General features: G+C 71.7%; 24 protein-coding genes. 16 read left to right on the top strand and 8 right to left on the bottom strand.

Going from position 1 to position 23,247, the window contains the following annotated elements; translation table 11 throughout:
• Positions 1-71: 71 nt before the first annotated feature.
• Positions 72-470, top strand: a complete 399-nt coding sequence (locus tag ACRAKI_RS34260; RefSeq protein WP_447004603.1) for a hypothetical protein — start codon at positions 72-74, stop codon at positions 468-470.
• An 8-nt stretch (positions 471-478) separates the two neighbouring features.
• On the opposite strand, the gene ACRAKI_RS34255 is transcribed toward ACRAKI_RS34260, so the two are convergent.
• Positions 479-922, bottom strand: a complete 444-nt coding sequence (locus ACRAKI_RS34255) for a MarR family winged helix-turn-helix transcriptional regulator (RefSeq protein WP_447004602.1) — start codon at positions 920-922, stop codon at positions 479-481.
• A gap of 70 nt (positions 923-992) precedes the next feature.
• On the opposite strand from ACRAKI_RS34255, the gene ACRAKI_RS34250 reads away from it, so the two are divergent.
• Positions 993-1,940 (top strand): NAD-dependent epimerase/dehydratase family protein, encoded by a 948-nt coding sequence (locus ACRAKI_RS34250; protein WP_447004601.1) that lies wholly within the window; start codon positions 993-995, stop codon positions 1,938-1,940.
• A gap of 3 nt (positions 1,941-1,943) precedes the next feature.
• On the opposite strand, the gene ACRAKI_RS34245 is transcribed toward ACRAKI_RS34250, so the two are convergent.
• The 4 genes from ACRAKI_RS34245 to ACRAKI_RS34230 form a co-directional block, all read right to left on the bottom strand.
• Positions 1,944-2,816, bottom strand: coding sequence for a 1,4-dihydroxy-2-naphthoate polyprenyltransferase (locus ACRAKI_RS34245; protein WP_447004600.1), 873 nt, complete (start codon positions 2,814-2,816; stop codon positions 1,944-1,946).
• Positions 2,817-2,883: 67 nt separating this feature from the next.
• Entirely contained in the window at positions 2,884-4,083 is a 1,200-nt protein-coding gene (locus ACRAKI_RS34240) for a hypothetical protein (protein ID WP_447004599.1), read from the bottom strand.
• A gap of 127 nt (positions 4,084-4,210) precedes the next feature.
• On the bottom strand, positions 4,211-5,278 hold the full coding sequence (menE, locus tag ACRAKI_RS34235; protein WP_447004598.1) for an o-succinylbenzoate--CoA ligase: 1,068 nt from the start codon (positions 5,276-5,278) through the stop codon (positions 4,211-4,213).
• 5 nt (positions 5,279-5,283) lie between these two features.
• Positions 5,284-6,195 carry a 1,4-dihydroxy-2-naphthoyl-CoA synthase gene (locus ACRAKI_RS34230; protein WP_447004597.1) on the bottom strand — a complete coding sequence of 304 codons (912 nt, stop codon included), beginning with the start codon at positions 6,193-6,195 and terminating at the stop codon, positions 5,284-5,286.
• Between the two features lie 162 nt (positions 6,196-6,357).
• Between ACRAKI_RS34230 and menD the strand changes: the two genes are divergently transcribed.
• Positions 6,358-7,980, top strand: a complete 1,623-nt coding sequence (gene menD, locus ACRAKI_RS34225) for a 2-succinyl-5-enolpyruvyl-6-hydroxy-3-cyclohexene-1-carboxylic-acid synthase (protein ID WP_447004596.1) — start codon at positions 6,358-6,360, stop codon at positions 7,978-7,980.
• 34 nt (positions 7,981-8,014) lie between these two features.
• Here menD and ACRAKI_RS34220 read toward each other — a convergent pair whose 3' ends face one another.
• Positions 8,015-9,199, bottom strand: coding sequence for a DUF222 domain-containing protein (locus ACRAKI_RS34220; RefSeq protein ID WP_447004595.1), 1,185 nt, complete (start codon positions 9,197-9,199; stop codon positions 8,015-8,017).
• Between the two features lie 210 nt (positions 9,200-9,409).
• On the opposite strand from ACRAKI_RS34220, the gene ACRAKI_RS34215 reads away from it, so the two are divergent.
• Positions 9,410-10,906 carry a M1 family metallopeptidase gene (locus tag ACRAKI_RS34215; RefSeq protein ID WP_447004594.1) on the top strand — a complete coding sequence of 499 codons (1,497 nt, stop codon included), beginning with the start codon at positions 9,410-9,412 and terminating at the stop codon, positions 10,904-10,906.
• A 113-nt stretch (positions 10,907-11,019) separates the two neighbouring features.
• On the opposite strand, the gene ACRAKI_RS34210 is transcribed toward ACRAKI_RS34215, so the two are convergent.
• Positions 11,020-12,249 carry an isochorismate synthase gene (locus tag ACRAKI_RS34210; protein ID WP_447004593.1) on the bottom strand — a complete coding sequence of 410 codons (1,230 nt, stop codon included), beginning with the start codon at positions 12,247-12,249 and terminating at the stop codon, positions 11,020-11,022.
• Positions 12,250-12,312: 63 nt separating this feature from the next.
• On the opposite strand from ACRAKI_RS34210, the gene ACRAKI_RS34205 reads away from it, so the two are divergent.
• From ACRAKI_RS34205 to ACRAKI_RS34175, 7 genes are read left to right on the top strand one after another with little or no spacing between them, the layout of a single operon-like run.
• Positions 12,313-12,762 carry a DUF3592 domain-containing protein gene (locus ACRAKI_RS34205; protein WP_447004592.1) on the top strand — a complete coding sequence of 150 codons (450 nt, stop codon included), beginning with the start codon at positions 12,313-12,315 and terminating at the stop codon, positions 12,760-12,762.
• A gap of 41 nt (positions 12,763-12,803) precedes the next feature.
• The gene (gene paaA, locus ACRAKI_RS34200; RefSeq protein WP_447004591.1) at positions 12,804-13,739 is read left to right on the top strand and encodes a 1,2-phenylacetyl-CoA epoxidase subunit PaaA; all 936 of its coding nucleotides are present in this window, start codon (positions 12,804-12,806) and stop codon (positions 13,737-13,739) included.
• Positions 13,736-14,020: a 1,2-phenylacetyl-CoA epoxidase subunit PaaB gene (gene paaB, locus ACRAKI_RS34195; RefSeq protein ID WP_447004590.1), complete on the top strand. Its 285-nt coding sequence runs from the start codon at positions 13,736-13,738 to the stop codon at positions 14,018-14,020. Before paaA ends, paaB begins: the two co-directional genes overlap by 4 nt.
• The gene (gene paaC / locus ACRAKI_RS34190) at positions 14,017-14,904 is read left to right on the top strand and encodes a 1,2-phenylacetyl-CoA epoxidase subunit PaaC (protein ID WP_447004589.1); all 888 of its coding nucleotides are present in this window, start codon (positions 14,017-14,019) and stop codon (positions 14,902-14,904) included. Before paaB ends, paaC begins: the two co-directional genes overlap by 4 nt.
• A complete protein-coding gene (paaD, locus tag ACRAKI_RS34185) occupies positions 14,898-15,401 on the top strand; it encodes a 1,2-phenylacetyl-CoA epoxidase subunit PaaD (protein ID WP_447004588.1) in 504 nt (167 codons plus the stop codon). Before paaC ends, paaD begins: the two co-directional genes overlap by 7 nt.
• Positions 15,401-16,435: a 1,2-phenylacetyl-CoA epoxidase subunit PaaE gene (paaE, locus tag ACRAKI_RS34180; RefSeq protein ID WP_447004587.1), complete on the top strand. Its 1,035-nt coding sequence runs from the start codon at positions 15,401-15,403 to the stop codon at positions 16,433-16,435. Before paaD ends, paaE begins: the two co-directional genes overlap by 1 nt.
• Positions 16,436-16,453: 18 nt before the next feature.
• On the top strand, positions 16,454-17,074 hold the full coding sequence (locus ACRAKI_RS34175) for a hypothetical protein (protein WP_447004586.1): 621 nt from the start codon (positions 16,454-16,456) through the stop codon (positions 17,072-17,074).
• A gap of 56 nt (positions 17,075-17,130) precedes the next feature.
• Here ACRAKI_RS34175 and ACRAKI_RS34170 read toward each other — a convergent pair whose 3' ends face one another.
• Entirely contained in the window at positions 17,131-17,955 is an 825-nt protein-coding gene (locus ACRAKI_RS34170) for an inositol monophosphatase family protein (protein WP_447004585.1), read from the bottom strand.
• 143 nt (positions 17,956-18,098) lie between these two features.
• On the opposite strand from ACRAKI_RS34170, the gene ACRAKI_RS34165 reads away from it, so the two are divergent.
• From ACRAKI_RS34165 to ACRAKI_RS34145, 5 genes are all read left to right on the top strand, one after another.
• A complete protein-coding gene (locus ACRAKI_RS34165; RefSeq protein WP_447004584.1) occupies positions 18,099-19,202 on the top strand; it encodes a glycosyltransferase family 4 protein in 1,104 nt (367 codons plus the stop codon).
• A gap of 31 nt (positions 19,203-19,233) precedes the next feature.
• Positions 19,234-20,343 carry a glycosyltransferase gene (locus ACRAKI_RS34160; protein ID WP_447004583.1) on the top strand — a complete coding sequence of 370 codons (1,110 nt, stop codon included), beginning with the start codon at positions 19,234-19,236 and terminating at the stop codon, positions 20,341-20,343.
• 97 nt (positions 20,344-20,440) lie between these two features.
• Positions 20,441-21,130, top strand: a complete 690-nt coding sequence (locus tag ACRAKI_RS34155; protein WP_447004582.1) for a demethylmenaquinone methyltransferase — start codon at positions 20,441-20,443, stop codon at positions 21,128-21,130.
• A gap of 114 nt (positions 21,131-21,244) precedes the next feature.
• Positions 21,245-22,522: a geranylgeranyl reductase family protein gene (locus tag ACRAKI_RS34150; RefSeq protein WP_447004581.1), complete on the top strand. Its 1,278-nt coding sequence runs from the start codon at positions 21,245-21,247 to the stop codon at positions 22,520-22,522.
• A 357-nt stretch (positions 22,523-22,879) separates the two neighbouring features.
• Positions 22,880-23,245: an NADH-quinone oxidoreductase subunit A gene (locus ACRAKI_RS34145; protein WP_033436648.1), complete on the top strand. Its 366-nt coding sequence runs from the start codon at positions 22,880-22,882 to the stop codon at positions 23,243-23,245.
• Positions 23,246-23,247 lie beyond the last annotated feature (2 nt).

Genomic DNA, 23,247 nt, shown 5'->3' with positions numbered 1-23,247 from the left:
CCCGCCACGCCGGGAACGCGCGGCGGGTGTCGTGCGTCCCAGCGTGATCGGTGTGCAGGAGGGGGTGTGCGGTGAGCGCGTGGCGGACGGCGGAGGTGCTCACGGCCGAGGACGTGCTGGCGAGGTCGGTCGCCGACGCGGAGAAGGCGATGCGCGAGGCGGCGAAGCTCCGGCACCCCCAGCGCGAGCCCTCGGCCGAGGACGTCCGGCGGGTGATGCAGTTCGCCAAGTCCAACGAGGCGTCGCCGGAGCTCCAGGCGCTGCAACGGCGGATCGCGGGCGGCTACCTGAGCTGGCGCCAGGTGCTCATGGGGGAAGCCTCCGACGACCGCGGCGTGAAGGTGGCCCTCGAAGCGGACCGCGAGATCCTCGCCGCCCTGTGCCGGGGCGAAGAACGCCGCGTGGACCCGCCCAAGCCCGAGCCGCGCGACGACGACGAACCGATGTCCTTCACCGAGGACGCCTGGTAGCCGGTCAGCTAGTCCGGCTGGGTCACGATCGTCCGCAACGAGTCCCGCAGCTGCCGCGCGGCCTGAGGGCTGAGCGACGCGAGGAACGCGCGCTCGGCCTCGTCGGTCGCCTCGGTGGCGCGGCGGAGGGTGTCCTGCCCGTTCTCGGTCAGCTCGACCACGTTGCGCCGGCGGTCCTCCGCGTCCGGATGACGTGACACCAGGCCCTTGCCCTCCAGCGCGTCCAGCAGCGCGACCATCGTCGTGCGGTCGATGCCGAGCCGCTGCGCCGCCTGCTGCTGGGACATCGGCTCGCCGCCGGCGAGGGTGAGCAGCACGCCCAGCTCGCGCCCTTCGATGCCGTACGGCGTCAACGCCCGCCCGGTCAGCTCGGCCATCCGGAAGTGGGCGTGCTTGAGCAGGTAGACGAGGTTCATGCGCAACTCCGGGCCTGGCCCGTCCTCCCTTGCCACCCGCGGATGCTATCGCTAGCCTGATCGTCAGTACGACTGATAATCAGTCAGACGACAGAAAGGTGTTGGGATGATCCTGGTCACCGGAGGCCTGGGCTTCATCGGCTCCCACACCGTGCGGGCGCTGCTCGACCTGGGCGAGCGCTGCGTGCTGGTCCAGCGCCGGGCCGCCGACGTGCCGGCCGACCTCGCCGACGAACGGGTGGCGGTGGAGCGGGCGGACGTCACGGACCTGGCGGCGCTGCTCGACGTCGGCGCCCGGCACGAGATCACCGGCATCGTGCACCTCGCCGGGTCGATGCCCTGGCCGCCCGGCCCCGACGACCCGGTGGAGGCGACGCGCACGGCGATCGGCGGGCTGCTCAACGTCTTCCAGGCCGCCCGGACCTGGGGTGTGCCGCGCGTCGGCGTCGCGAGCACGATCGGCGTCTACTCGGGCGTCGCCGCCGAAGGCGCACTGCGCGAGGACATGCCGCTGCCGCCGACCTCGCCGCACCTGATCCCGAGGTTCAAGAAGATCGGTGAACTCCTCGGCGAACACCTGACCGCCACCACCGGCATCGAGGTCGTCGACTACCGCATCTCCGGCATCTGGGGACCGGGCGAGCCGCACGGCGCGTTGTTCTTCGCCGCACCCGCGCTGGTCCACGCCGCCGCCCGGGGCACCGAGCCGGACCTCTCCCTGCTTCCCGCACCCGTGTACGCGGAAGACGCGCTCGACCTCTGCTACGTGAAGGACTGCGGCCGTGCGATCGCGCTCCTGCAACTCGCGGACCGGCTCAACCACCGCACCTACAACGTCGCCGCCGGCCGTGCGACGTCCAACGCCGAGATCATCGCCGCCATCAAGGACGTCGTCCCGGACGCGCGGGTCGACCTGCCCACCGGCGGCACGGGCCGCGCGAGCTACCTCGACATCACCCGCATCCACCAGGACACCGGCTACCGGCCCGCCTACGACACCGAGCGCGCCGTCGCCGAGTACACCGCCTGGCTGCGGGCGGGCAACGAGCGCTGAGCGTCAGGCCAGGAACAGGGCGACGGGAACGGTGATGCCCCAGACCAGCATGGCCAGGCCGGTGTCGCGGAGCACGGGGATCAGGCCGTGGCCCGTGCGGCCCTTGACCACGTGGCGGGCGCCGAGGATCACCAGCGGCAGGGCCAGGAAACCGAGCAGGGCCAGCGGGACGCGCAGCCCGAGCACCGGCGTGATCACGAACGGGATCGCGACCAGCGCGAGGTAGAGGCGGCGGGAGTCCTTGTCCCCCAGGATGGTCGACAGCGTTCGCTTGCCCGCCCGGATGTCGGTCGGGATGTCGCGCAGGCTGTTCGCGACCATCACGCCGGTGGAGAACGCGCCCATCGCGATCGCGCCGCCGATGCCGATCCCGGTGATCTCGCCGGTCTGCACGTACAGCGTGCCCAGCACCGCCGCCGGGCCGAAGAACAGGAACACGGCCAGTTCGCCGAGACCCGAGTAGCCGTAGGGCTTCCGGCCACCGGTGTAGAACCACGCCGCGGCGACGCACACCGCGCCGAACGCCACCATCCAGTACCGGCCGGACAGGAAGATCAGCACCAGGCCGGTCAGCGACGCCACGCCCAGGGCCGCGAACGCCGCCGTGCGCACCGCCTTGGGGTTGGCCGCACCGGAGCCGACCAGCCGGAACGGGCCGACCCGGTCGGCGTCGGTGCCGCGGATGCCGTCGGAGTAGTCGTTGGCGTAGTTGACGCCCACCTGGAGCGCCACCGCCACCGCCAGCGCCAGCAGCGACCACGTCGGGTTGAAGCCGTCGATGTGGTCCGCGGCGCCCGCGCCGACCAGCACCGGCGCGATCGAGTTCGGCAGCGTGCGGGGGCGGGTCCCCGATATCCACTGGGCGACTGTGGCCATGTCGGACATCCTCCGACATGGTGATCGGGGACCCGCTCCCGGGTGCTGCCGGTGGACGGCGGGGTGATCAGCAGGCGCCGGCGCCCGTGACGTCCGACACGAAGGCCTTCGCGACGTACTTGCCCGCCGCGATCCGGAACCAGAGGTTCGACGTGCCCTGCGAGCCCGTCACGGTCTGCCCGGTGACCTGGCACTCGACCCGCACCTGGGCGTAGTTCGCGGCCAGGCCGACCTGCGCGGCCGTCGACGTGGCGCCGCTGCGGACGTTCAGCGGGTCGCCCGAGGTGCGGACGAACCCGGCCGGACCCGAACCGGTCCACGAGTAGGTGACGGTGACCCACGCGTTGTCGGTCAGCTTCAGGCCGTCCCAGAACGTGCCGTCGGCCAGGTCGATGCCGGCGGGGTTGGCGACGACGCGACCGAACTGGTCCCGCCCGCCGTTGTAGCCGTCCTGGTACGCCGCCTGGGCTTCCGGCTTGCCCTGCGGGAGGTCCTGCCACATCTCACGGGTGGACGACGGGTTCCAGTAGTCGTCCTTCGTGTTCCACGGGCCGACGTCCCACACCGGCGCCCACTCGCACCGGCCGTTCGCCGCGCACACCCGCACGCTGTACGTGCCGGTGCCCTTGGCGGACAGGCCGCGACGGGACGGCAGGGCGACGAAGTGGTCCCGGCTCACGATCACGTGCCCGTTGGCCGTGGTGCCGCCGACGAGGCCTTCCCGGGTGGCGTAGACCCGGTAGGACCGGCCCGCCGCCTGGGCTTCGACGTCGGCGGTCTTCGGCGCGGTGAACGCCCGGAGGTCGACCCGGCTCACCTCGGGGGTGGCCTTCTCGGCCATCAGCGCCAGCCGGACCTGCACGGTGGTGACCGCGGTGGGCAGGACGGCCGGGGCCTCCGGACGTGCCTCGACCCACTCGGTCCACTGGCCGTCGCCGAGCGAGCCGCGCACGTCCACGGCGAGTTCGGCGCCGGCGGGGACGTGGCTCTTCACGGTCGCCGCGACCGCGTTGACGGGTGAGTCGACCGTGTGCGGTTCGAGTTGCAGGAACCCGGTGCGCACGGCGGCCCGCGCGCTGGCGGGCGTCGGCGCGGCGCGGTCGAGGCGCACCGTGCCGCGGTGGGAGGTGACGCCGTTGTCGTCGGCGTTCACGGTGGAGAGGTCGGCCGTCCACTCGCGGTCGCCCTCGGCGGCGGTGGCGGGTGCCGCCAGACCGGCGGTCAGGACGGTGGCGACGGCGAGCGGTATCAGGTAGCGCCTGGTCATCGCAGCACTCCTCGTCCGGACACGCGGTGCGGAGGGGACCGCGGCAGGGCCGCGCGTCACGGCGTGCCGAGCCAATCGCGCGGGATGGTTATTTGTCAACCAACAAGGCTGCCGCCAAGGCGGAAATTCACCCGAACGAGCCGGTGACCGCCCTCCGGTCCACCTTCCCGGGGCCGCGTCGGGGCAGTTCGGACACGAAGACCAGCCGCTTCGGCATGGCGAACCGGCCGACCGCCTCACCGACCGCCGCGCACAACTCGTCCGCGTCGGGCGGGGCTCCGGGATCATCCGGCACCACGGCCGCCGCCACCACTTGGCCCCATTCCGGATCGGCCAGACCCACGACGCACGCCTCGCGCACGCCGGCCTGGGCGGTGAGCGCGCGTTCGACCCGGGTGGGCACGATGTTCTCCCCACCGCTGATGATCACGTCGTCGGCGCGGCCCAGCACCTCCAGCGTGCCGTCGGGCCGGATCCGCCCCAGGTCACCGGTCCGGAACCACTCCCCGAACCGCTCGCCGCCCCGGTAGCCCAGGGCCAGCACGGGACCGCTGATCTCGATCCGACCGTTGACCAGCCGGACGTGCACGCCGTCGAGGGGCAGGCCGTCGTAGACGCAGCCGCCGGCCGTCTCGCTCATGCCGTACGTCGTGACGACCCGGACGCCCAGCTGCCGCGACCGTTCGAGGAGGGTGGGTGGTGTGGCGGCGCCGCCGATGAGGACGGCGTCGAACTCGCGGATCGTGGCCAGGCCGGGGCCGTCCGTGGCGACCAGGCGGGCCAGCTGGGTCGGCACCAGGGCGGTGTAGTGGCGGCCGGGTTCGGCCAGGAGGGGGCGGGCCGCGGCGGCGAAACCGGAGGCCCGGAAGCCGGTGGACAGGTCCATCACGCCCGGCTCGGTGCCCGCCACGATCGAGCGGACGAGCACCTGGATGCCCGCGATGTGCGTGGTGGGCAGGGCGAGCAGCCACGTGCCGGGCCCGCCCAGTCGCGCGTGGGTCAGCTCGGCGGACGTGGTGAGGGCTTCGGCGCCGAGGAGGACCGTCTTCGGCTCGCTGGTCGACCCCGAGGTGTCGACGGAGAGGACGGCGTCGGCCTCCCAGCCCTGGAGGGGCGGGAGTGGCTGGTCGGGGTGAGCCGCCGGCACGGTGGTGTGCCTGCCGAGGGCTTCGCGCAGTTGCTCGACGGTGATCATGGCGGTCAGTAGTGGTAGGGGTAGTCGGACCAGTCCGGCGGGCGCTTCTCCAGGAAGGCGTCCCGGCCTTCCACCGCCTCGTCCGTCATGTAGGCGAGCCGGGTGGTCTCACCGGCGAAGATCTGCTGGCCCACCAGCCCGTCGTCGATCATGTTGAACGCGTACTTCAGCATCCGCTGGGCGGTCGGCGACTTGCCGTTGATCTCCTTCGCCCACTCCAGCGCCGTCGCCTCCAGCTCGGCGTGCGGCACCACGGCGTTGACCGCGCCCATCCGGTGCATGTCCTCCGCGCTGTAGGTCCGGCCCAGGAAGAAGATCTCCCGGGCGAACTTCTGGCCCACCTGCCGCGCCAGGTACGCGGAGCCGTAGCCGCCGTCGAAGCTGCCGACATCGGCGTCGGTCTGCTTGAACTTCGCGTGTTCCTCGCTCGCCAACGTCAGGTCGCACACCACGTGCAGGCTGTGCCCACCGCCGGCCGCCCACCCCGGCACCACGGCGATCACGACCTTCGGCATGAACCGGATCAGGCGCTGGCACTCCAGGATGTGCAGCCTGCCCGCCCGCGCCGGGTCGACGGTCTCCGCCGTCTCGCCCGACGCGTACTGGTACCCGCTGCGCCCCCGGATCCGCTGGTCGCCGCCCGAGCAGAACGCCCAGCCGCCGTCACGGGGCGAGGGGCCGTTGCCGGTGAGCAGGACGCACCCGACGTCCGAGCTCATCCGGGCGTGGTCCAGCGCGCGGTACAGCTCGTCGACCGTGTGCGGGCGGAACGCGTTGCGCACGTCGGGCCGGTCGAACGCGATGCGGACCGTGCCCTGGTCGACCGCGCGGTGGTAGGTGATGTCGGTGAAGTCGAACCCCTCGACCAGCTTCCAGCGGGTGGGGTCGAACAGCTCGGAAACGTCCTGATCTGCCACGGCACGGACAATAGGCCTGCGGCGAACCTGAGGGCGGGCCTGGTTCCCGGCGGGTCGGCATGACGGGTCCGCGCTGGTAGGACGTCCTGATCCGGGCATCTCGAACACCTGTTCGCTCAGCAAGGCGAATCACCTGATCGCACCCTGCGCGACAATGGCCGGGTGAACCCGTCCACCGCGCAGGCCAGGGTGCTTGTCGACGAGCTGATCCGCAACGACGTGCGGCACGTCGTGCTGAGCCCAGGATCGCGCAACGCCCCGCTGTCCTTCGCCCTGCACGAGGCCGCCGTGGCCGGACGCCTCACCCTCCACGTCCGCATCGACGAGCGCACCGCCGGTTTCCTCGCCCTCGGCCTGGCCAAGGGCGGCAACCAGGTCACCGCCGTCACCTGCACGTCCGGCACCGCCGTGGCGAACCTGCACCCGGCGATGCTGGAGGCGAGGCACGCGGGCGTGCCCGTCATCGCGCTCACCGCCGACCGCCCGGTCGAGCTGTACCGCACGGGTGCCAGCCAGACCGTCGACCAGCAGCGCATCTTCGGCCTGGACACGCTCCAGTTCCCCATCGCCGAGAGCCGGGACGACCAGAACGGCCTGTGGCGGTCCCTGACCTGCCGCGCCGTCGCCACCGCCCGCGAGCAGGGCCCGGTGCACGTCAACGTCCCGTTCCGCGAGCCACTGGTGCCCGACCACGACGACGACTGGCCGGAGAGCCTGGACGGCCGCCCGTTCGACATGCCGTGGACGCGCGCCATCCCGCGCACCACCACCTCGCTGCACCCGGCCGACCACCTCGGCCCGCGCACCCTGGTGATCGTCGGGGACACCGACCACGACCTGTCCGACCTGGCCGAACGCGCGGGCTGGCCGCTGATCGCCGAACCCACCGGCCACGGCCTGCGCCACGGCACCCTCCTGCTCAACGCCGGCGAACTGCCCGACCGGCTGAAGCCGCAGGCGGTCGTGGTCGTGGGCCGCGCGACCCTCTCCCGGGGTGTGCTGAAGCTCATCGCCCGAACACCGGTGGTGCACGCCCTCTCCGACGACCTCGACTGGCCGGACCCGCAGTTCACCGCCACCCACACGTCCACCGACCTGGCCTTGGGCGAGCACGAGGTGGACGACGACTGGCTCACCGCCTGGCAGCACGCGGACAAGGTCGTCGTGGACGTGGTGGACGACCTGCTCGCCGAAGAGCCCTGGCCGACCGGCCTGCACGTGGCCCGCGACCTGGTCGCCACACTGCCCGCGGGCGCGAACCTGTTCCTCGGCTCGTCCAACCCGATCCGCGACGTGGACCTGGTCGCGGAGCCCCGCCGTGACCTCCGGACCTACGCGAACCGGGGCGTGGCGGGCATCGACGGCAGCGTGTCCACCGCCGCCGGCATCGCGCTGGCCCAGGGCCCCACCTACGCCCTGATCGGCGACCTGACGTTCCTGCACGACGCGAGCGGCCTCATCGTCGGCCCGCACGAACCGCGCCCCGACCTGACGGTCGTGGTGCTCAACGACGACGGCGGCGGCATCTTCACGTTGCTGGAGCAGGGCGCGAAGGAGCACGACAACGTGTTCGAACGCGTCTTCGGCACGCCGCACGGCGTCGACCTGGAAGCGCTGTGCAAGGCGCACCACGTGCCGCACACCCTCGCCCGCACGCCGGACGAGTTCCGGCAGGCGCTCGACCGGCCCAGCGGCATCCGCGTGGTCGAAGTCCGGCCGGCACGGAATCAACTGCGCGGCCTGCACGCCCGGTTGAAGCACGCCGTGTCCACCGCATTCCACTAGGTGGCTGCTCACGTGACCCGGGCCGGTCCGCGTGTCAGGCCGCGAGGGGCACGGTCGGTCGGTGGAGCAGGTTCTGCCGGGGCCTCTGACGCGGGTCGACGTGTCGTGGCGGAATGAACGTCGGAATGCCTCCGGTCATGGTGATCCGCCATGGTGAGTGGTGCACCAGCGTGTGATGCGCGCGGCACAAAAGGACGAGGTTCCCGAGATCGGTGTCCCCGCCGTCCGACCAGTGCCGCACATGGTGCGCGTCGCACCACTTCGGCGGTCGGGAACACCCCGGAAAAGCGCATCCCCGGTCGCGGGCATGCAGTGCTTTGCGCTGCGCCACACTCACCGTCCGCTTCGTCCGACCCAGATCCAACACTTCCGAATCGCCACCCATCACCACCGGGATCACTTTCGCGTCGCACGCGATCCGCCGCGCCTGCGCCGCACTCACATAGCGGTCGCCGTCGAGCACCGCGTGCCCCACCCCACGCCGCAGCGTCTCCACATCCACGGTGACGCTGATGTGCGGACGTTCCCCGGCCTCGGACGGCAGGTCACCCGACCGCGACGCCAGCGACACCACGTCGGCGAACGCCTCACCCAGCCGGCGCGCCCGGTCCTTCGGTCCCTCCGGACGCGGCACGGACAACGGCTCCAGCATCGCGGTGAACCGAGCACCGGTCTCCGCCGACAGCTCACCCCAGAACTCGACCCGTCCACCCGGCAGATCCCGCAGGTACAGCACATCCGCCGGCTCCGCCGCCGGTTCGTCCAGCTCGTCCACCGCGTCCTGCTCGACCCGGTCCCGGATGCGGTCCGCCAGCTGCCGGACCACCTTCGGCTCCACCGACCGCGCCGCCTCGACCAGAACCTCCTCCGACCAGTCGGGCAGCTTCAGCGTCCCGACCGCCCGCGCCAACTCCCGCAGATGACCCTCCGACAACACACCTTCCGCCAACGCCCCACCCACCACCGGGTGCAGCGGCGGCAACGACTGCCCGGTCGGCGCGACCGACGGCAGGAACAACCCCACCTGCGCGACCCACTGCTTGAATTCCACCGGATTCACCCGAACCGACCGCCGGTACGAATCCAGGTCGTACCCGCAGCGCACCACCTCGGCGAGCAATTCCAGCCGTCGCCGGTGCGATGCCCGAATGGACGCTTCAACCTCCGCAACGGCGGCGAACACGTCATCCTCGGTCAACAACACGGGCGGAACATCCATGGCTCAATAGTATTCGAACTAGCATTCGGAGTTCGTCACTCGGCCGGGTACGGAAACCGGTCGAAACCGGCCCAAATCGGCACAACCCGTCATCGGCCTGCACGGACGCGTGAAACAGAAGTGGAAAGGGGCGAATTGTGCGAATTCCACTGGTCGGAGGCCCTACTGATGGGGGTACAGGCCGCCGCCCGGTCGGACTAGTTTCGCCGCATGTCCCTGAGAGCCAAGCTGACCCTCGGCACCGCCACCGCGGCGTCCCTGCTCCTGCTCGCCGGCACGGCGACGGCGGCCCAGCCGGGAGCACCGGGCATCGGTGACCCGTACTACCCGAACGCCGGCAACGGCGGGTACGACGTGTCGCACTACGACATCAGGCTCAACTACCAGCCGGCGAACGACACCCTCTCCGGCACGACGACGATCCTGGCCAAGGCCACCCAGGACCTGAGCCGGTTCAACCTCGACTTCCTGCTGGAGGTCAGCTCGGTCCGGGTCGACAACAAGGTGGCCGAGTTCTCGCAGGCGGACGGCGAGCTCGTGGTCGACCCCCGGGGCAACGTGCGCAAGGGCGCCCACATGACCATCGTGGTCACGTACTCCGACACGCCCTCCTCCTACGCCGTGGACGGCTACACGTCGTGGAAGCGCACCCCGGACGGCGCGCTGGCGATCGACCAGCCGGACATCGCGCCGTGGTGGTTCCCGAGCAACAACCACCCGACCGACAAGGCGAAGTTCGACGTGTCGGTGGCCGTGCCGACCGGCGTCGAGGTCATCTCCAACGGCATCTTCAACGGCACCGCGCAGCAGATCAACGGCTGGACCCGGTGGCGCTACCGCAGCCTGCAGCCGCAGGCGACGTACCTGGCGTTCCTCGCGATCGGCCAGTTCGAGATCCGCCAGTCGACCGCGCCGAACGGTCAGCCGGTGCTGAACGCGTACTCGGAGCGGCTCGGCGCGGACTACGGCGCGGCGGTGGCGAGCATCGAGCGCACGCCCGAGATGACGGAGTTCCTGGAGACGTACTTCGGGCCGTACCCGTTCGAGGCGCAGGGCGGGGTGGCGACGCCGGGCATCGGCTTCGCGCTGGAGAACCAGACCCGGTCGACGTACGACGCCGGGTTCTTCCGCCGCGGCGCCAACACCTACGTCGTGGCGCACGAGGTGGCGCACCAGTGGTTCGGCGACTCGGTGTCGGTGCGGGGCTGGAAGGACATCTGGCTGAACGAGGGCTTCGCGAGCTACGCGGAGTGGCTCTGGTCGGAGCACGTCGGCGAGGGCACGGTCCAGGAGAACTCGGACTACGTCTACGGCCTGTACCCGGCCGACAGCCCGTTCTGGCAGGTCCTGCCGGGTGACCCGGGCGCGCCGAACCAGTTCCACGGCGCCGTGTACGACCGGGGCGCGCTGACCGTGCACGCGTTGCGCGGCGAGATCGGCGACGAGGCGTTCTTCCAGCTCTTGAAGCGGTGGCCGGCCGAGAAGCGCAACGGCAACGCGTCAACGGACGAGTTCATCGCGTTCGCGGAGAGGCTGTCGGGCAAGCAGTTGGACGAGCTGTTCCGGACCTGGCTGTACACGCCGGGCAAGCCGGCCGTCGCGCCGGGCGCCGCCGGGTTCGCCGCGCGTGCGGCGACGGTGACCGAGCCGAAGGCGTTCCAGAAGATCCAGCAGACGCACGAGCTGCTCGCCGGCCACCACCACTGATCACCGAGAACCAGACGAACGCGGGGCCGTCCCCGACCAGGCGCGGCCCCGCGTTCGTCGTGGGTCGACTGCCCTCGGGGGTCACACGCCGTCGGGATCGCACGCCGTCGGGGTCACATGCCTTCGAGGGCTTCGCGAAAGGGCCGCATCTTGGCGTGCGCCTCCCGAACCTCCGAGTCCGGGTCGGACTCGCCGACCAGGCCGCAGCCGGCGTACAGGCGGGCCGTGCGGCCGTTCACCTGGGCGCAGCGCAGCGCGATGCCCAGCTCGCCGTCGCCGTTGCCGTCGATCCAGCCCACCGGACCGGAGTAGCGGCCGCGGTCCATGCCTTCCAGCTCGTCGATCATCGCGATGGCCTCCGCGCGCGGTGTGCCTCCGACGGCGGCTGTGGGGTGCAGCGCCTCGCCCAGCGCGAGCAGTGACGGCGTGCCGCTGAGCGTGCCGATCACGTCGCTGGACAGGTGCGACACGTTCGGCAGCCGCAGCACCGACGGGCCGTCCACCGACATGGTCGAGCAGAACGGACGCAGCGTCTCCACCAGCGACGTCACCGCGTAGTCGTGCTCGCCGAGGTTCTTGCCGGACGACAGCAGCGCGGCGGCCAGCTCGTCGTCGGACATCCCGTCGTGCGGCCACGTCGTCCCGGCGAGCACGCGGGAGTCGACCACCGAGCCGCTGCGCCGCAGCAGCAGTTCCGGGGTGGCGCCGATCAGGCCGTCCACGGCGTACACCCAGCACTCCGGGTAGCGGCGGGCCAGGCCGTCGAGCACGAACCGGTGGTCTATCCCGATGTCCGCGACGGCCAGCAGGTCGTGCGCGAGCACGACTTTGTCCAGGTCACCCGCCCGCATCCGGTCGACGGCGGTCCGCACGGCCTCGCGGTAGCCGGTGACGGACACCTGCCCGTCGGCGTAGCGCACCCGGGACGGCTTGCGCACCGGCTCGACCCGCCACCGGCCGCCGTTGCCGATCGTGGTGGTCCAGCTGTACCCGTTGCGGCGGCCCAGCACGACCTCCGGCACGACCAGCACCGAGTGCCCCGGCCGGTCGGAGAACGCCATGCTCAGGAACGCCACCGGGCCGGTGCCCGGCACGCCCAGTTCGTCGTCCACGTCCAGCTCGTCGGTGAACTCGCGCCACCAGCGGTCCGCCGCCGCGAACCGGTCCGGCCCGGACGCCTCGAACCGGGCCGCTTCACCCCACCCGACCAGGCCTGATCCGTCCCGCACCCAGCTCAGCGCCCCGGTCGGCGCCGGCAGCCTGCCCAGCAGGTCGTGGCCCGCCGCGCGCCTGGTGTGCGCGCGCAGCCTTTGTCGGGTCCGCGAGGCAGGAGCTGAGGTCACGGCTTCGAGGGTATGGACTCGTCGCTGAGATCCGACGCGTAGGCCGCCCTAGACTCCTCAGTTGTGGTGGACGACGCAGTGCGGACAGGTGCCCGCCCGAAGGCTCTGCTCCTGGCCAGCCGGTCGTTGCTGGTGCTCGGCGCGGTCGTGACGCTGATCGGGGTGATCCTGCTGGCGGCGTGTTGGCGGGACGACCTGATGATCGAGGAGCGGCTGGGCAAGGCGACCGCCGAGGTGGTGTCGGTCTCGTTCCAGCGCACGGTGGTGCGTTTCGCCACGCCGGACGGCGCCGTGCACAGCCCGTCGCAGGGCGTCCTGTACCCCGAAGGGCTGGAGCCCGGCCAGCTGGTGCGGATCGAGTACGACACGGCCGACCCGGAGATCGCCAGGGTCGCCGGACGCACGGCCGCGCTCGCGCTGCTGCCGATCAGCACGTTCCTGCTCGCGGTCTGGGCGGTGTTGTTGCCGCCGGCCTGGTGGCTCGCCCGGAGAGCCAGGCGCCGAGGGTTGTGACAGTTCTGCCCAAAATCAGCCTCCAGGTGTAACATCGGTGCATGGACCTGGAGGCACAGTTCGAGCGCACGGTCGCGGCCGAGCAGCGCGTCGAGCCGCGTGACTGGATGCCCGACGGCTACCGCCGCACGCTGATCCGGCAGATCGCGCAGCACGCGCACTCCGAGATCATCGGCATGCAGCCGGAGGGCAACTGGATCAGCCGTGCGCCGTCGCTGCGCCGCAAGGCGATCCTGCTGGCCAAGGTCCAGGACGAGGCCGGGCACGGCCTGTACCTCTACGCCGCGACCGAGACGCTGGGCGCGGACCGGGACGACCTGACCGGGATGCTCGTCTCCGGCCGGCAGAAGTACTCCTCGATCTTCAACTACCCGACGCTGTCCTACGCCGACGTCGGCGTGATCGGCTGGCTGGTGGACGGCGCCGCCATCTGCAACCAGGTGCCGCTGTGCCGCACGTCCTACGGGCCGTACGCGCGGGCGATGATCCGGATCTGCAAGGAGGAGTCCTTCCACCAGCGGCAGGGCTACGAGCTGCTGATGACGATGATGGCCGGCACCGACGCCCAGCGCGCGATGGTGCAGGAGTCGGTGGACCGCTGGTGGTGGCCGTCGCTGATGATGTTCGGCCCGCCGGACGCCGAGTCGTCCAACACCGAGCAGTCGATGAAGTGGCGCATCAAGCGCAACACCAACGACGAGCTGCGGCAGAAGTTCGTGGACATGACCGTGCCGCAGGCGGAGAAGCTGGGCGTGACGCTGCCCGACCCCGAGCTGGAGTGGAACCCCGAACGCGGGCACCACGACTTCGGGCAGCCCGACTGGGACGAGTTCTGGCAGGTCGTCGGCGGCAACGGGCCGTCGAACGCCCAGCGCGTCGCGCACCGGCGCAAGGCGCACGAGGACGGCGAGTGGGTGCGTGCGGCCGCTGCGGCGCACGCCGCCCGTCGCGCCGCCGCCGAGGAGGGTGTGGCATGAGTTCGTCGTGGCCGCTGTGGGAAGTGTTCGTGCGCGGCAAGCGCGGGTTGAACCACGTGCACGTCGGGTCGCTGCACGCGCCGGACGCCGAGATGGCCGTCCGCAACGCGCGTGACGTCTACACCCGGCGCAACGAGGGCGTGTCGATCTGGGTGGTGCCGGCGGCGGCGATCACCGCGTCGTCACCGGACGAGAAGGACCCGTTCTTCGAGCCCAGCGGGGACAAGGTCTACCGGCACCCCACGTTCTACGCGATCCCCGAGGACGTGCCGCACCTATGAGCTTCGACAACGCGTACGAGTCCCTGATCGACCACGAGGACACGCACTGGGCCTTCGGGACCGGGTTCACCGAGGCGTTGGCCGGGGTCGACCGGGACGTGCCGGACGTCGACCGCGCCGACCTCGCGGCGTACTGCCTGATGCTGGGCGACGACGCGCTGGTCCTGTCCCACCGGCTGGCCGAGTGGTGTTCCCGCGCGCCGGAGCTGGAGGAGGACGTCGCGCTGGCCAACATCGCGCTCGACCTGCTCGGCCAGGCCCGGCTGCTGCTGACCAGGGCCGGCGAGGTCGAGGGCGCGGGGCGGGACGAGGACGCGCTGGCGTTCCTGCGCGACGAGCGCGACTTCCTGAACGCGCACCTGGCGGAGATCGAGTGCGGCCCGTTCGCCGGCGGCGACTTCGCCACGACCATGGCGCGGCTGCTGGTGTTCTCGTCGTGGAAGATCGCGCAGTTCTCCCGGCTGCGGGGGAGCGCGGACCCGGTGTTGGCGGCGGTGGCGGCCAAGGGGTTGAAGGAACTGGCCTACCACCGCGATCACGCGGCGCAGTGGGTCGTCCGGCTGGGCGACGGCACGGACGAGTCGCACCGGCGGATGCAGGCGGGGCTGGAGAGGGTGTGGCCGTTCCTGGACGAGCTGTTCACGCCGCACCCGGTGGAGACGCGGCTGGCCGGTGTCGCGGTGGACCCGGGGGAGCTGCGGTCCGAAGTGGACGGTGTGCTGGACGCGGTGCTGTCGGCGGCCGGGCTGACGCGGCCGGCGGACGTGCCCGCGGCTCGGGTCAACGGGCGGGCCGGGCGCGACGGCGTGCACACCGAGGCGTTCGGCTACCTGCTGGCCGAGATGCAGCACCTGCACCGGTCGTTGCCGGGGGCGAAGTGGTGACCAGGACGAGCACCGCGTTCGAGGTCGCGGCGAGCGTCCGCGACCCGGAGCTGCCGGTGCTGACGTTGGCCGACCTCGGCGTGCTGCGCGACGTGACCGAGGAGGACGGGCGGGTGTCGGTGACGATCACGCCCACCTACTCGGGCTGCCCGGCGCTCGACGAGATGGGCGCCGACCTGCGGCGGTCGTTGCTGGCGGCCGGGTTCTCGGCGGTGGACGTGCGGCTGTCGCTGTCGCCCTCCTGGACCACGGACTGGATCAGCGAGGACGGGTTGCGCAAGCTGCGGGAGGCGGGCATCGCGCCGCCGTCCCGGTTGGGGCCCCAGGAGGTCGGGCCGGTGCCGTTGAACCTGGTGCCGCCGTCGCGGCGGGTGGCGTGCCCGCGCTGCGGGTCGTACCGCACGTCGGAGCTGTCGAGGTTCGGGTCGACGGCGTGCAAGGCGCTGCGGCGGTGCGCGGACTGCGCCGAGCCGTTCGAGCACGTGAAGGAGATCTGATGGCGCGGCCGGTGTTCCACAAGCTGACCGTCGCGTCGGTCGAGCAGCTGTGCTCGGACGCCGTCGCGGTGACGTTCGAGGTGCCCGCGTCGCTGGCGGCCGACTTCGCGTTCTCGCCGGGGCAGTACCTGACCCTGCGCAACGGCGACGAGCGGCGGTCGTACTCGATCTGCGCGCCCGCCGGCGGTCCGCTGCGGATCGGGGTCCGGCGGGTGGACGGCGGGTTGTTCTCCACGCTGCTGGTGGACCGGTTGCAGCGCGGTGACGTGCTGGAAGTCCTGCCGCCGTTGGGCCACTTCACGCCGTCCGGCGGCTCGCACCACGCGTTGGTCGTCGCCGGGTCCGGGATCACGCCGGCGCTGTCCATCGCCGCGTCGGTGCTGGCGGACGGGGCGCGGGTGACGCTGCTGTACGGGAACCGACGGGCGGACACGGTGATGTTCGCCGAGGAGCTGGCGGACCTGAAGGACCGGTACCCGGCGCGGTTCCAGCTGGTGCACGTGCTGTCGCGGGAGCCCCGGGACGTCGAGCTGTTCACCGGGCGGTTGGACGCGGCGAAGCTGCGGGCGTTGTTCGGTTCGGTGGTGCCGTGGGCCGATGTCGACCAGTGGTGGCTGTGCGGGCCTTACGGGCTGGTGCGGGACGCGCAGGACGTGTTGGCGTCCTTGGGCGTTCCCGTGTCGTCGGTGCACCACGAGTTGTTCTACGTGGACGAGCCTCCGCCTCCGCCTCGCCGTGAGTCGTCCGCGGTGACGGCCGCTGCCACGGCGACCGTGATCCTGGACGGGCGGACGACCGTCGTGCCGGTGCCGGCGGACGTGCCGATCCTCGACGCGGCGCAGCGGCTGCGTGCCGACCTGCCGTTCGCGTGCAAGGGCGGGGTGTGCGGGACGTGCCGGGCGCTGGTCGTGTCGGGTGAGGTGGACATGCGCCGGAACTACGCGCTGGAGCCGCGCGAGGTGGACGCCGGGTTCGTGCTGACCTGCCAGTCCGTTCCCGTGACCTCGGCCGTAACCGTGGATTACGACGCCTGATCTGGCAGATTGGGCGCCATGGGACGAGCGGCGCTGTGGGGCTTCGTCATCGGCACTGCGCTGATGACGGTCTTGCTCATGCTGGGACTGGCGTCGACGGACACCGATGACGATCAGCTGTGGGCCGCGTCGTTCATCGCCGCCGGGATGGTGGGTGCGATGGTGGGAGGCATCCCCGCCTCCCTCATCGGCTTGGTCGTGGGCGCCGTGCGCCGGCGGTCCCGACCCGCCCTTCCCCCGCCGCTGCCGCACCTCCCCCCGCCCCCACCCCCGCCTCCGCCGGTGAACGACCGGTGGTCCGCGATGGTGGGCCGGTGCGAGCTGGCCGTCCGGCGGGCTCACGCGGCGGTGGCGGCGGTGCCCGCGTCACCGGCCCGGGAGTGGCTGGAGCGGATCGCGGGACAGTTCGGTGGCGAGCTGTCGGCCGTGCGCCGGATCGCGGACCTGGGGCGCGCACTGGGCGCCGACCAGAACCACCCGGTGTCCCGGCGCATGTCCGCCACCGTCCGCGACTTCACGTCGTTCGAGGACGAAGTAGGCCGCGTGGCCCTGCAAATGCTCGACCAGACGTCGCTGGACGCCGTGCGCTCCCACCTCGAAGTCCTCGAACAGCAGCTCCCCCACCTGGGCAACGGCTAGCCCGGAGGCGCACGGCCCCGCGACCTCGACCGCGCGCGCCATGTCCGGCAATCGGGTTAACGGGCCGTTGAGGACTGCCACCAGGCCAGGACTTCTTCGGCCACTTCCGGCATCGCCACGAGCAGGCCGTCCACCGGCAACGGGTCGTCCTCGCCTCTCCGGTCCAGCACGGCCGCGCCGGACTCGACCGCCAAGGCGACCGCGCCGGCCACGTCCCACTCGTGGTAGCTGTGCAGGACGGCGGCGGCGGCGTGACCCAGGGCCACCTGGGCGACGGCTAAGGCCTTGGAACCCAGCACCCGGACGCCGGTGCCCGCCAGCGCGGCCCGCGAGATGAACTCGCCCATCCCCGGCCACGGACCGGTCCGCGTCATCTCCGTGCACACGATCGAGCTGACCGCCTGGTCGCCCAGCTTCACCGGCGTGCCGTTCGCCCGCATCCCACGACCTCGCGCCGCCGCGTAGATCTGCGCCCGGTACGGGTCCGCCACCACGCCGACGACCGGCCCCCACCGGTCCACCAGCGCCAGGCTGTACGCGCACCACGGCACCCCGGCCACGTAGTTCGCCGTCCCGTCGACCGGGTCCACCACCCACCGGTACTCGGCGTCGCTGGCCACGTCCTCGTCGACGTCCTCGCAGAACACCGGGATGTCCGGGAACTCGGCCGTCAGCACCCGCCGCGTGTGCCGCTCCAAAGTCCGGTCGGTGTCCGTCACCCAGTCGAACGGCGACGTCTCGTCGTCGGACCGCGCACCGCGACCGGCCGTGGCCATGATCACGTCGGACGCGTCGTTGGCGAGTCGCCCCGCTATCTCCAGCGCGATCGACACCAGGCCGGGATCGACGGGCTGCACGGGTCGGGACGACAAGACGGTCATGCCGACCTAGTGTCACCGCACCGAGTGGCCAAGACGCGTACACAAGGTGAAGCCAGGGACAACGTCAACCCCGACGTGAGGAGTTCGGCCGCCGTTCGCAGAGCTGTCACGCCGCCGTGTCCTTGGCACCGCAGGGTGACCTGGTGCGCGTAGCGATCGTCACCGAGAGCTTCCTGCCCCAGGTCAACGGGGTGACCAACTCCGTCCTCCGCGTCCTGGAGCACCTGAAGGCGCACGGTCACCAGGCGTTGGTGGTCGCACCGGGCGCGGGCGCCGACCACCACCTCGGCACGCCGGTGGTCCGCGTGCCCGCCGTGGACCTGCCGAGGTTCAGCTCGCTGCCGGTCGGCGTGCCCACGCGCAAGGTGCTGACCGCGTTGGCCGACTTCCAGCCGGACGTGGTGCACCTGGCGAGCCCGTTCGTGATGGGCGCGCGGGGCGTGTCGGCGGCCAGGAGGCTGGGCATCCCGACCGTCGCCGTCTACCAGACCGACATCGCCGGGTTCGCCGGCCACTACGGGCTCGGCCTCACCGCCCGCGCCGCCTGGCGGTGGACACGGCGGCTGCACGCCCAGGCCGACCGCACGCTCGCGCCGTCGAGCTGGGCCGTCGACGCGCTCCGGCAGCACGGCATCCCCCGCGTGCACCAGTGGGGACGGGGGGTGGACGTCGAGTTGTTCAACCCCCGTCGGCGGGACGAGGCGCTGCGCGCCGAACTCGCGCCGGGCGGCGAGCTGCTGGTCGGGTACGTCGGCCGGTTGTCGCCGGAGAAGCGGGTGGAGCGGCTGGCGGTGCTCGGCGACCTCCCCGGCGTGCGGCTGGTCGTCGTCGGCGAGGGCCCGGAGGAAGCGCAGTTGCGGCAGCACCTGCCCGACGCCGCGTTCCTCGGCTTCAAGAGCGGCACGGACCTGGCCACCGCCTACGCGAGCCTCGACGTTTTCGTGCACACGGGGCCGCACGAGACGTTCTGCCAGGCGGTGCAGGAGGCGTTGGCCAGCGGTGTGCCGGTGGTCGCGCCGGACGCGGGCGGCCCGCGCGACCTCGTGCAGCCGAACACCGGCTACCTGGTCGCGGACGACGCGCAGCTCCGGCGAGCCGTGGTGGAGCTGGGCGATCCGTTGCGACGGCGGCAGTACGGCCAGGCGGCGCGGCGTTGGGTGCGCGGACGCACGTGGTCCGCCGTGTGCGACGAGCTGCTCGGCCACTACGCGGCCGTGCTGGACCTGCCGGAGCGTCGTGCGGCATGAGGATCCGGGCACGCGCGCGAACCGGGCACGCATGAGGATCGTGCAGCTGGCCAACTTCTACGGCCCGCGTTCCGGTGGTCTGCGCACGGCGCTGCACCACCTCGGCGGCGGTTACGCGGCGAACGGCCACCACGTCACGCTCGTCGTCCCCGGCGCGGCGCACGCCGACGAGGAGCTGTCACCGGGCGTCCGGCGGATCACGTTGCCCGCGCCGCGCATCCCCGGGACGGGTGGGTACCGGGCGGTCGACCCGTGGCGGGTGCGGACGTTGCTGGACCACCTCGGACCGGACCGGCTGGAGGTGTCCGACCGGCTGACGTTGCGCGGCATGGGCCGGTGGGCGGCGGCGCGCGGCGTGCCGAGCGTGGTGATCTCGCACGAGCGGTTGGACCGGCTGCTGGAGCAGTTCCTGCTGCCGAGGGCTTTCGCGCGGCGGGGCGCGGACTGGGCGAACGCCCGGATGGCCGCCTCGTACGACACGGTGGTGTGCACGACGGAGTTCGCGCGGGAGGAGTTCGACCGGATCGGCGCGCGCAACGTCGCCCGCGTGCCGCTCGGCGTGGACCTGCGGACGTTCACGCCGACCCGGCACGACCGGTCGTTGAAGGCGGACCTGGCCCGGGGCGCCGACGCGCTGCTGGTGCACTGCGGGCGGCTGTCGCCGGAGAAGCACGTCGAGCGCAGCGTGGACACGGCGGCCGAGCTGCACGCCGCCGGGCACAACGTGCGGCTGGTGATCGCGGGTGACGGGCCGCGGCGCGAGGCGTTGGAACGTCGTGCGGCCGGCCTGCCGGTGTCGTTCCTCGGGTACGTCGGCCGGCGCACCGAGGTCGCCGACCTGCTCGCCACGGCCGACGTCTCCCTGGCGCCGGGTCCGCACGAGACGTTCGGCCTGGCGGCGCTGGAAGCCCTGGCCTCCGGCACGCCCGTGGTGGTCTCGGCGTCGTCGGCGCTGAAGGAGATCGTCCGCCCCGGCTGCGGCGCCGCCGTGGCCGACCACGCCCCGGCGTTCGCGGGCGCCGTGAACGCGCTCCTGGACGACCCCGAACCGGCCCGCCGCTCCGCCGCCCGTGCCCGCGCCGAGGAGTACCCGTGGCAGGCGGCCGTGGACGGCATGCTCACCGCCCTCCGCGCCCGCTGACCCAGCGCGAGCACGACGCGAACGCGGGACTCACGCGGGTCGCGGCGAGGGGGAGGGAGCGTGTGGGGGTAGCGGGCGGTCACTTAGGCTTCAGGGCATGTCGCGTGCAGGTTTGGACAAGAACCCCCGCGAGGTCGCCGAGATGTTCGACGGCGTGGCCAAGGGGTACGACCGCACGAACTCCGTCATGACCCTGGGGTTCGACCGGCGTTGGCGTGAGTGGAGCAGGCGGGTCCTGGACGCCCGGCCCGGCGAGAAGGTGCTCGACCTGGCGGCCGGCACGGCCGTCTCCACGGTCGAGTACGCCGCCACCGGCGCGTGGTGCGTCGCCGCCGACTTCTCGCTCGGCATGCTCCAGACCGGGGCGCACCGGCAGGTGCCGAAGGTCGCCGCCGACGCGATGCGCCTGCCGTTCGCGGACAACTCCTTCGACGCCGTCACCGTGTCGTTCGGGATCCGGAACTTCAACGAGCCCGAGGCCGCGCTCCGCGAGATGGCCCGCGTGGTCCGCCCCGGCGGCCGGCTGGTGATCTGCGAGGTGTCGACGCCGACGTTCCGGCCGTTCCGCTTCGTCTACAAGCGCTACCTGCTGTGGATCCTGCCGTTCGTCAGCCGGTTCGTGTCCTCCAACCCGGACGCCTACAAGTACCTCGCCGAGTCCATGCGCACCTGGCCCGACCAGCGCGAGTTCGGCGAGATCGTGGCCCGCGCCGGGTGGGACGACGTGGCCTGGATGAACCTCACCGGTGGTCTGGTCGCCCTGCACCGCGGCACCAAGCCGGCCTGACCCCGGCCGCGCCGGTCCGAGCTGAAAGCCCTCGCCGACCGCTCCGGCATGGCTCTCAGGTGCCCGCCAGTAGACTCGCCGTGGACTTTGTGAACACATGCACAAGGAGCGGGGATGACGACTCCCAGCCGCCGAAAGGCAGGCGAGGACGCCGAGGTGATCGTGGTCGGGGCGGGTCCCGCGGGATCCACCGCGGCCACCTACCTGGCACGCGCGGGCCTGGACGTGGTGCTGCTGGAGAAGAGCACCTTCCCCCGCGAGAAGGTCTGCGGCGACGGCCTGACCCCGCGGGGGGTCAAGCAGCTCATCGACCTCGGCATCGACATGCGCGAAGAGGCGGGCTGGCTGCACAACCGCGGCCTGCGGGTGGTCGGCGGCGGCGTCACGCTCGAACTCGACTGGCCGGACCTGGCCACGTTCCCGCCTTACGGCGTGGTGCGGCCCCGGCAGGACTTCGACGAGATGCTGGCCCGCACCGCCGTCGACGCGGGCGCCCGGATGCACGAGCAGACGACCGTCACCGGCGCGCTGGTGGAGCACGGCCGGGTCGTCGGCGTCACGGCCAAGCAGGGGCCGGACAAGACCCCGGTCACCTACCGGGCGCCGCTGGTCCTGGGCTGCGACGGCGTGAGCGCGCGCCTCGCGCTCAGCCTCGGCATCCAGAAGGACGACCGCAAGCCGATGGGCGTCGCGGTCCGCCGCTACTACGCCAGCCCGCGCACCAAGGACGACTACCTGGAGTCGCACCTGGAGCTGTGGGACCGGACCAACAACGTGCTGCTGCCGGGCTACGGCTGGATCTTCGGCATGGGCGACGGAACCGTGAACGTCGGTCTCGGCATCCTCAGCACCTCGAAGGCCTACGGCACCACGGACTACCGCGCGCTGCTCAAGAGCTGGCTCGACGGAACCCCGGAGGAGTGGGGTTTCCGCGAGGAGAACGCCACCGGCAAGATCGGCGGCGCGGCCCTGCCGATGGGCCTGAACCGCAAGCCGCACTACCGCGACGGCCTGCTCCTCGTGGGCGATGCGGGCGGCATGGTGAACCCGTTCAACGGCGAGGGCATCGGCTACGCGATGGAGTCGGCGCGGATCGCGGCGGAGACCGTGGTGCAGGCGCTGGCCCGCCAGGGCGCGAGCCGTGAACGGGCGCTGCGCGGCTACCCGGTGCACATCGAGCAGGCCCTGGGCAGCTACTACCGGCTCGGCAACATCTTCAGCAAGCTGATCGGCAACCCGATCATCATGCGCACCGCCACCAAGTACGGGCTGCCGCGCAAGACCCTGATGAAGCTGGTCCTGAAGCTCCTCGCGGGCCTCTACGACCCCAAGGACGGCGACGCGTTCGACCGCATGATCACCGCGGCGACGAAACTAGCCCCTACGGCCTAACGGGCTTCCCCCGACCGCCTTCCAGTCGACGCAGCGCCGCCTTCGAAGTCGGCGCTGTTTCGTTTTCGGTGTGCCGCCGTTCACACAGCCGTCGCCCAACTGTTGAACTGCACCGAAAAAGACCAGGTCAGCGACTATGTCGGGGGTGCCCGTCACGCCTCTGTGTGACGTTCTACACTGGACCTCAGGTCTTGTGAATCAGTTCACAACCGGCTGAGATGCCTTGTGAAGTGTTTCACAAGCGACCTGCGGAATGTTAGGCGCGCCTAACCTCCGGAGGCCGCTCGACCACCCTTTAGGGTGCGCAACGGTCAGCGGTGCACCACCACCGCGACAGCGAGGAAAGGACGACGGAGAGTGCTGGACCCTTACCTCCCCCTCGTATTGATGTTCGCCCTCGCAGCAGGCTTCGCGCTGTTCTCGGTGACGGCCGCGCCGTTCATCGGGCCCCGCCGCTACAACCGCGCGAAGCTCGACGCCTACGAGTGCGGCATCGAGCCCTCGCCGCAACCGGTGGTGGGCGGTGGCCGCATGCCGGTCGCCTACTACCTGACGGCGATGCTGTTCATCCTGTTCGACATCGAAATGGTGTTCCTCTACCCCTTCGCGGTCTCCGCGGACCGGCTCGGCCTGTTCGGCCTGGTGGAGATCGCACTGTTCGTCGCGACGGTCGGCTTCGCGTACGCCTACGTGTGGCGTCGCGGCGGCCTCGACTGGAACTGAGG

Source organism: Saccharothrix isguenensis, from assembly GCF_052936305.1.
This window is presented reverse-complemented; position numbering and strand designations above follow the sequence as displayed.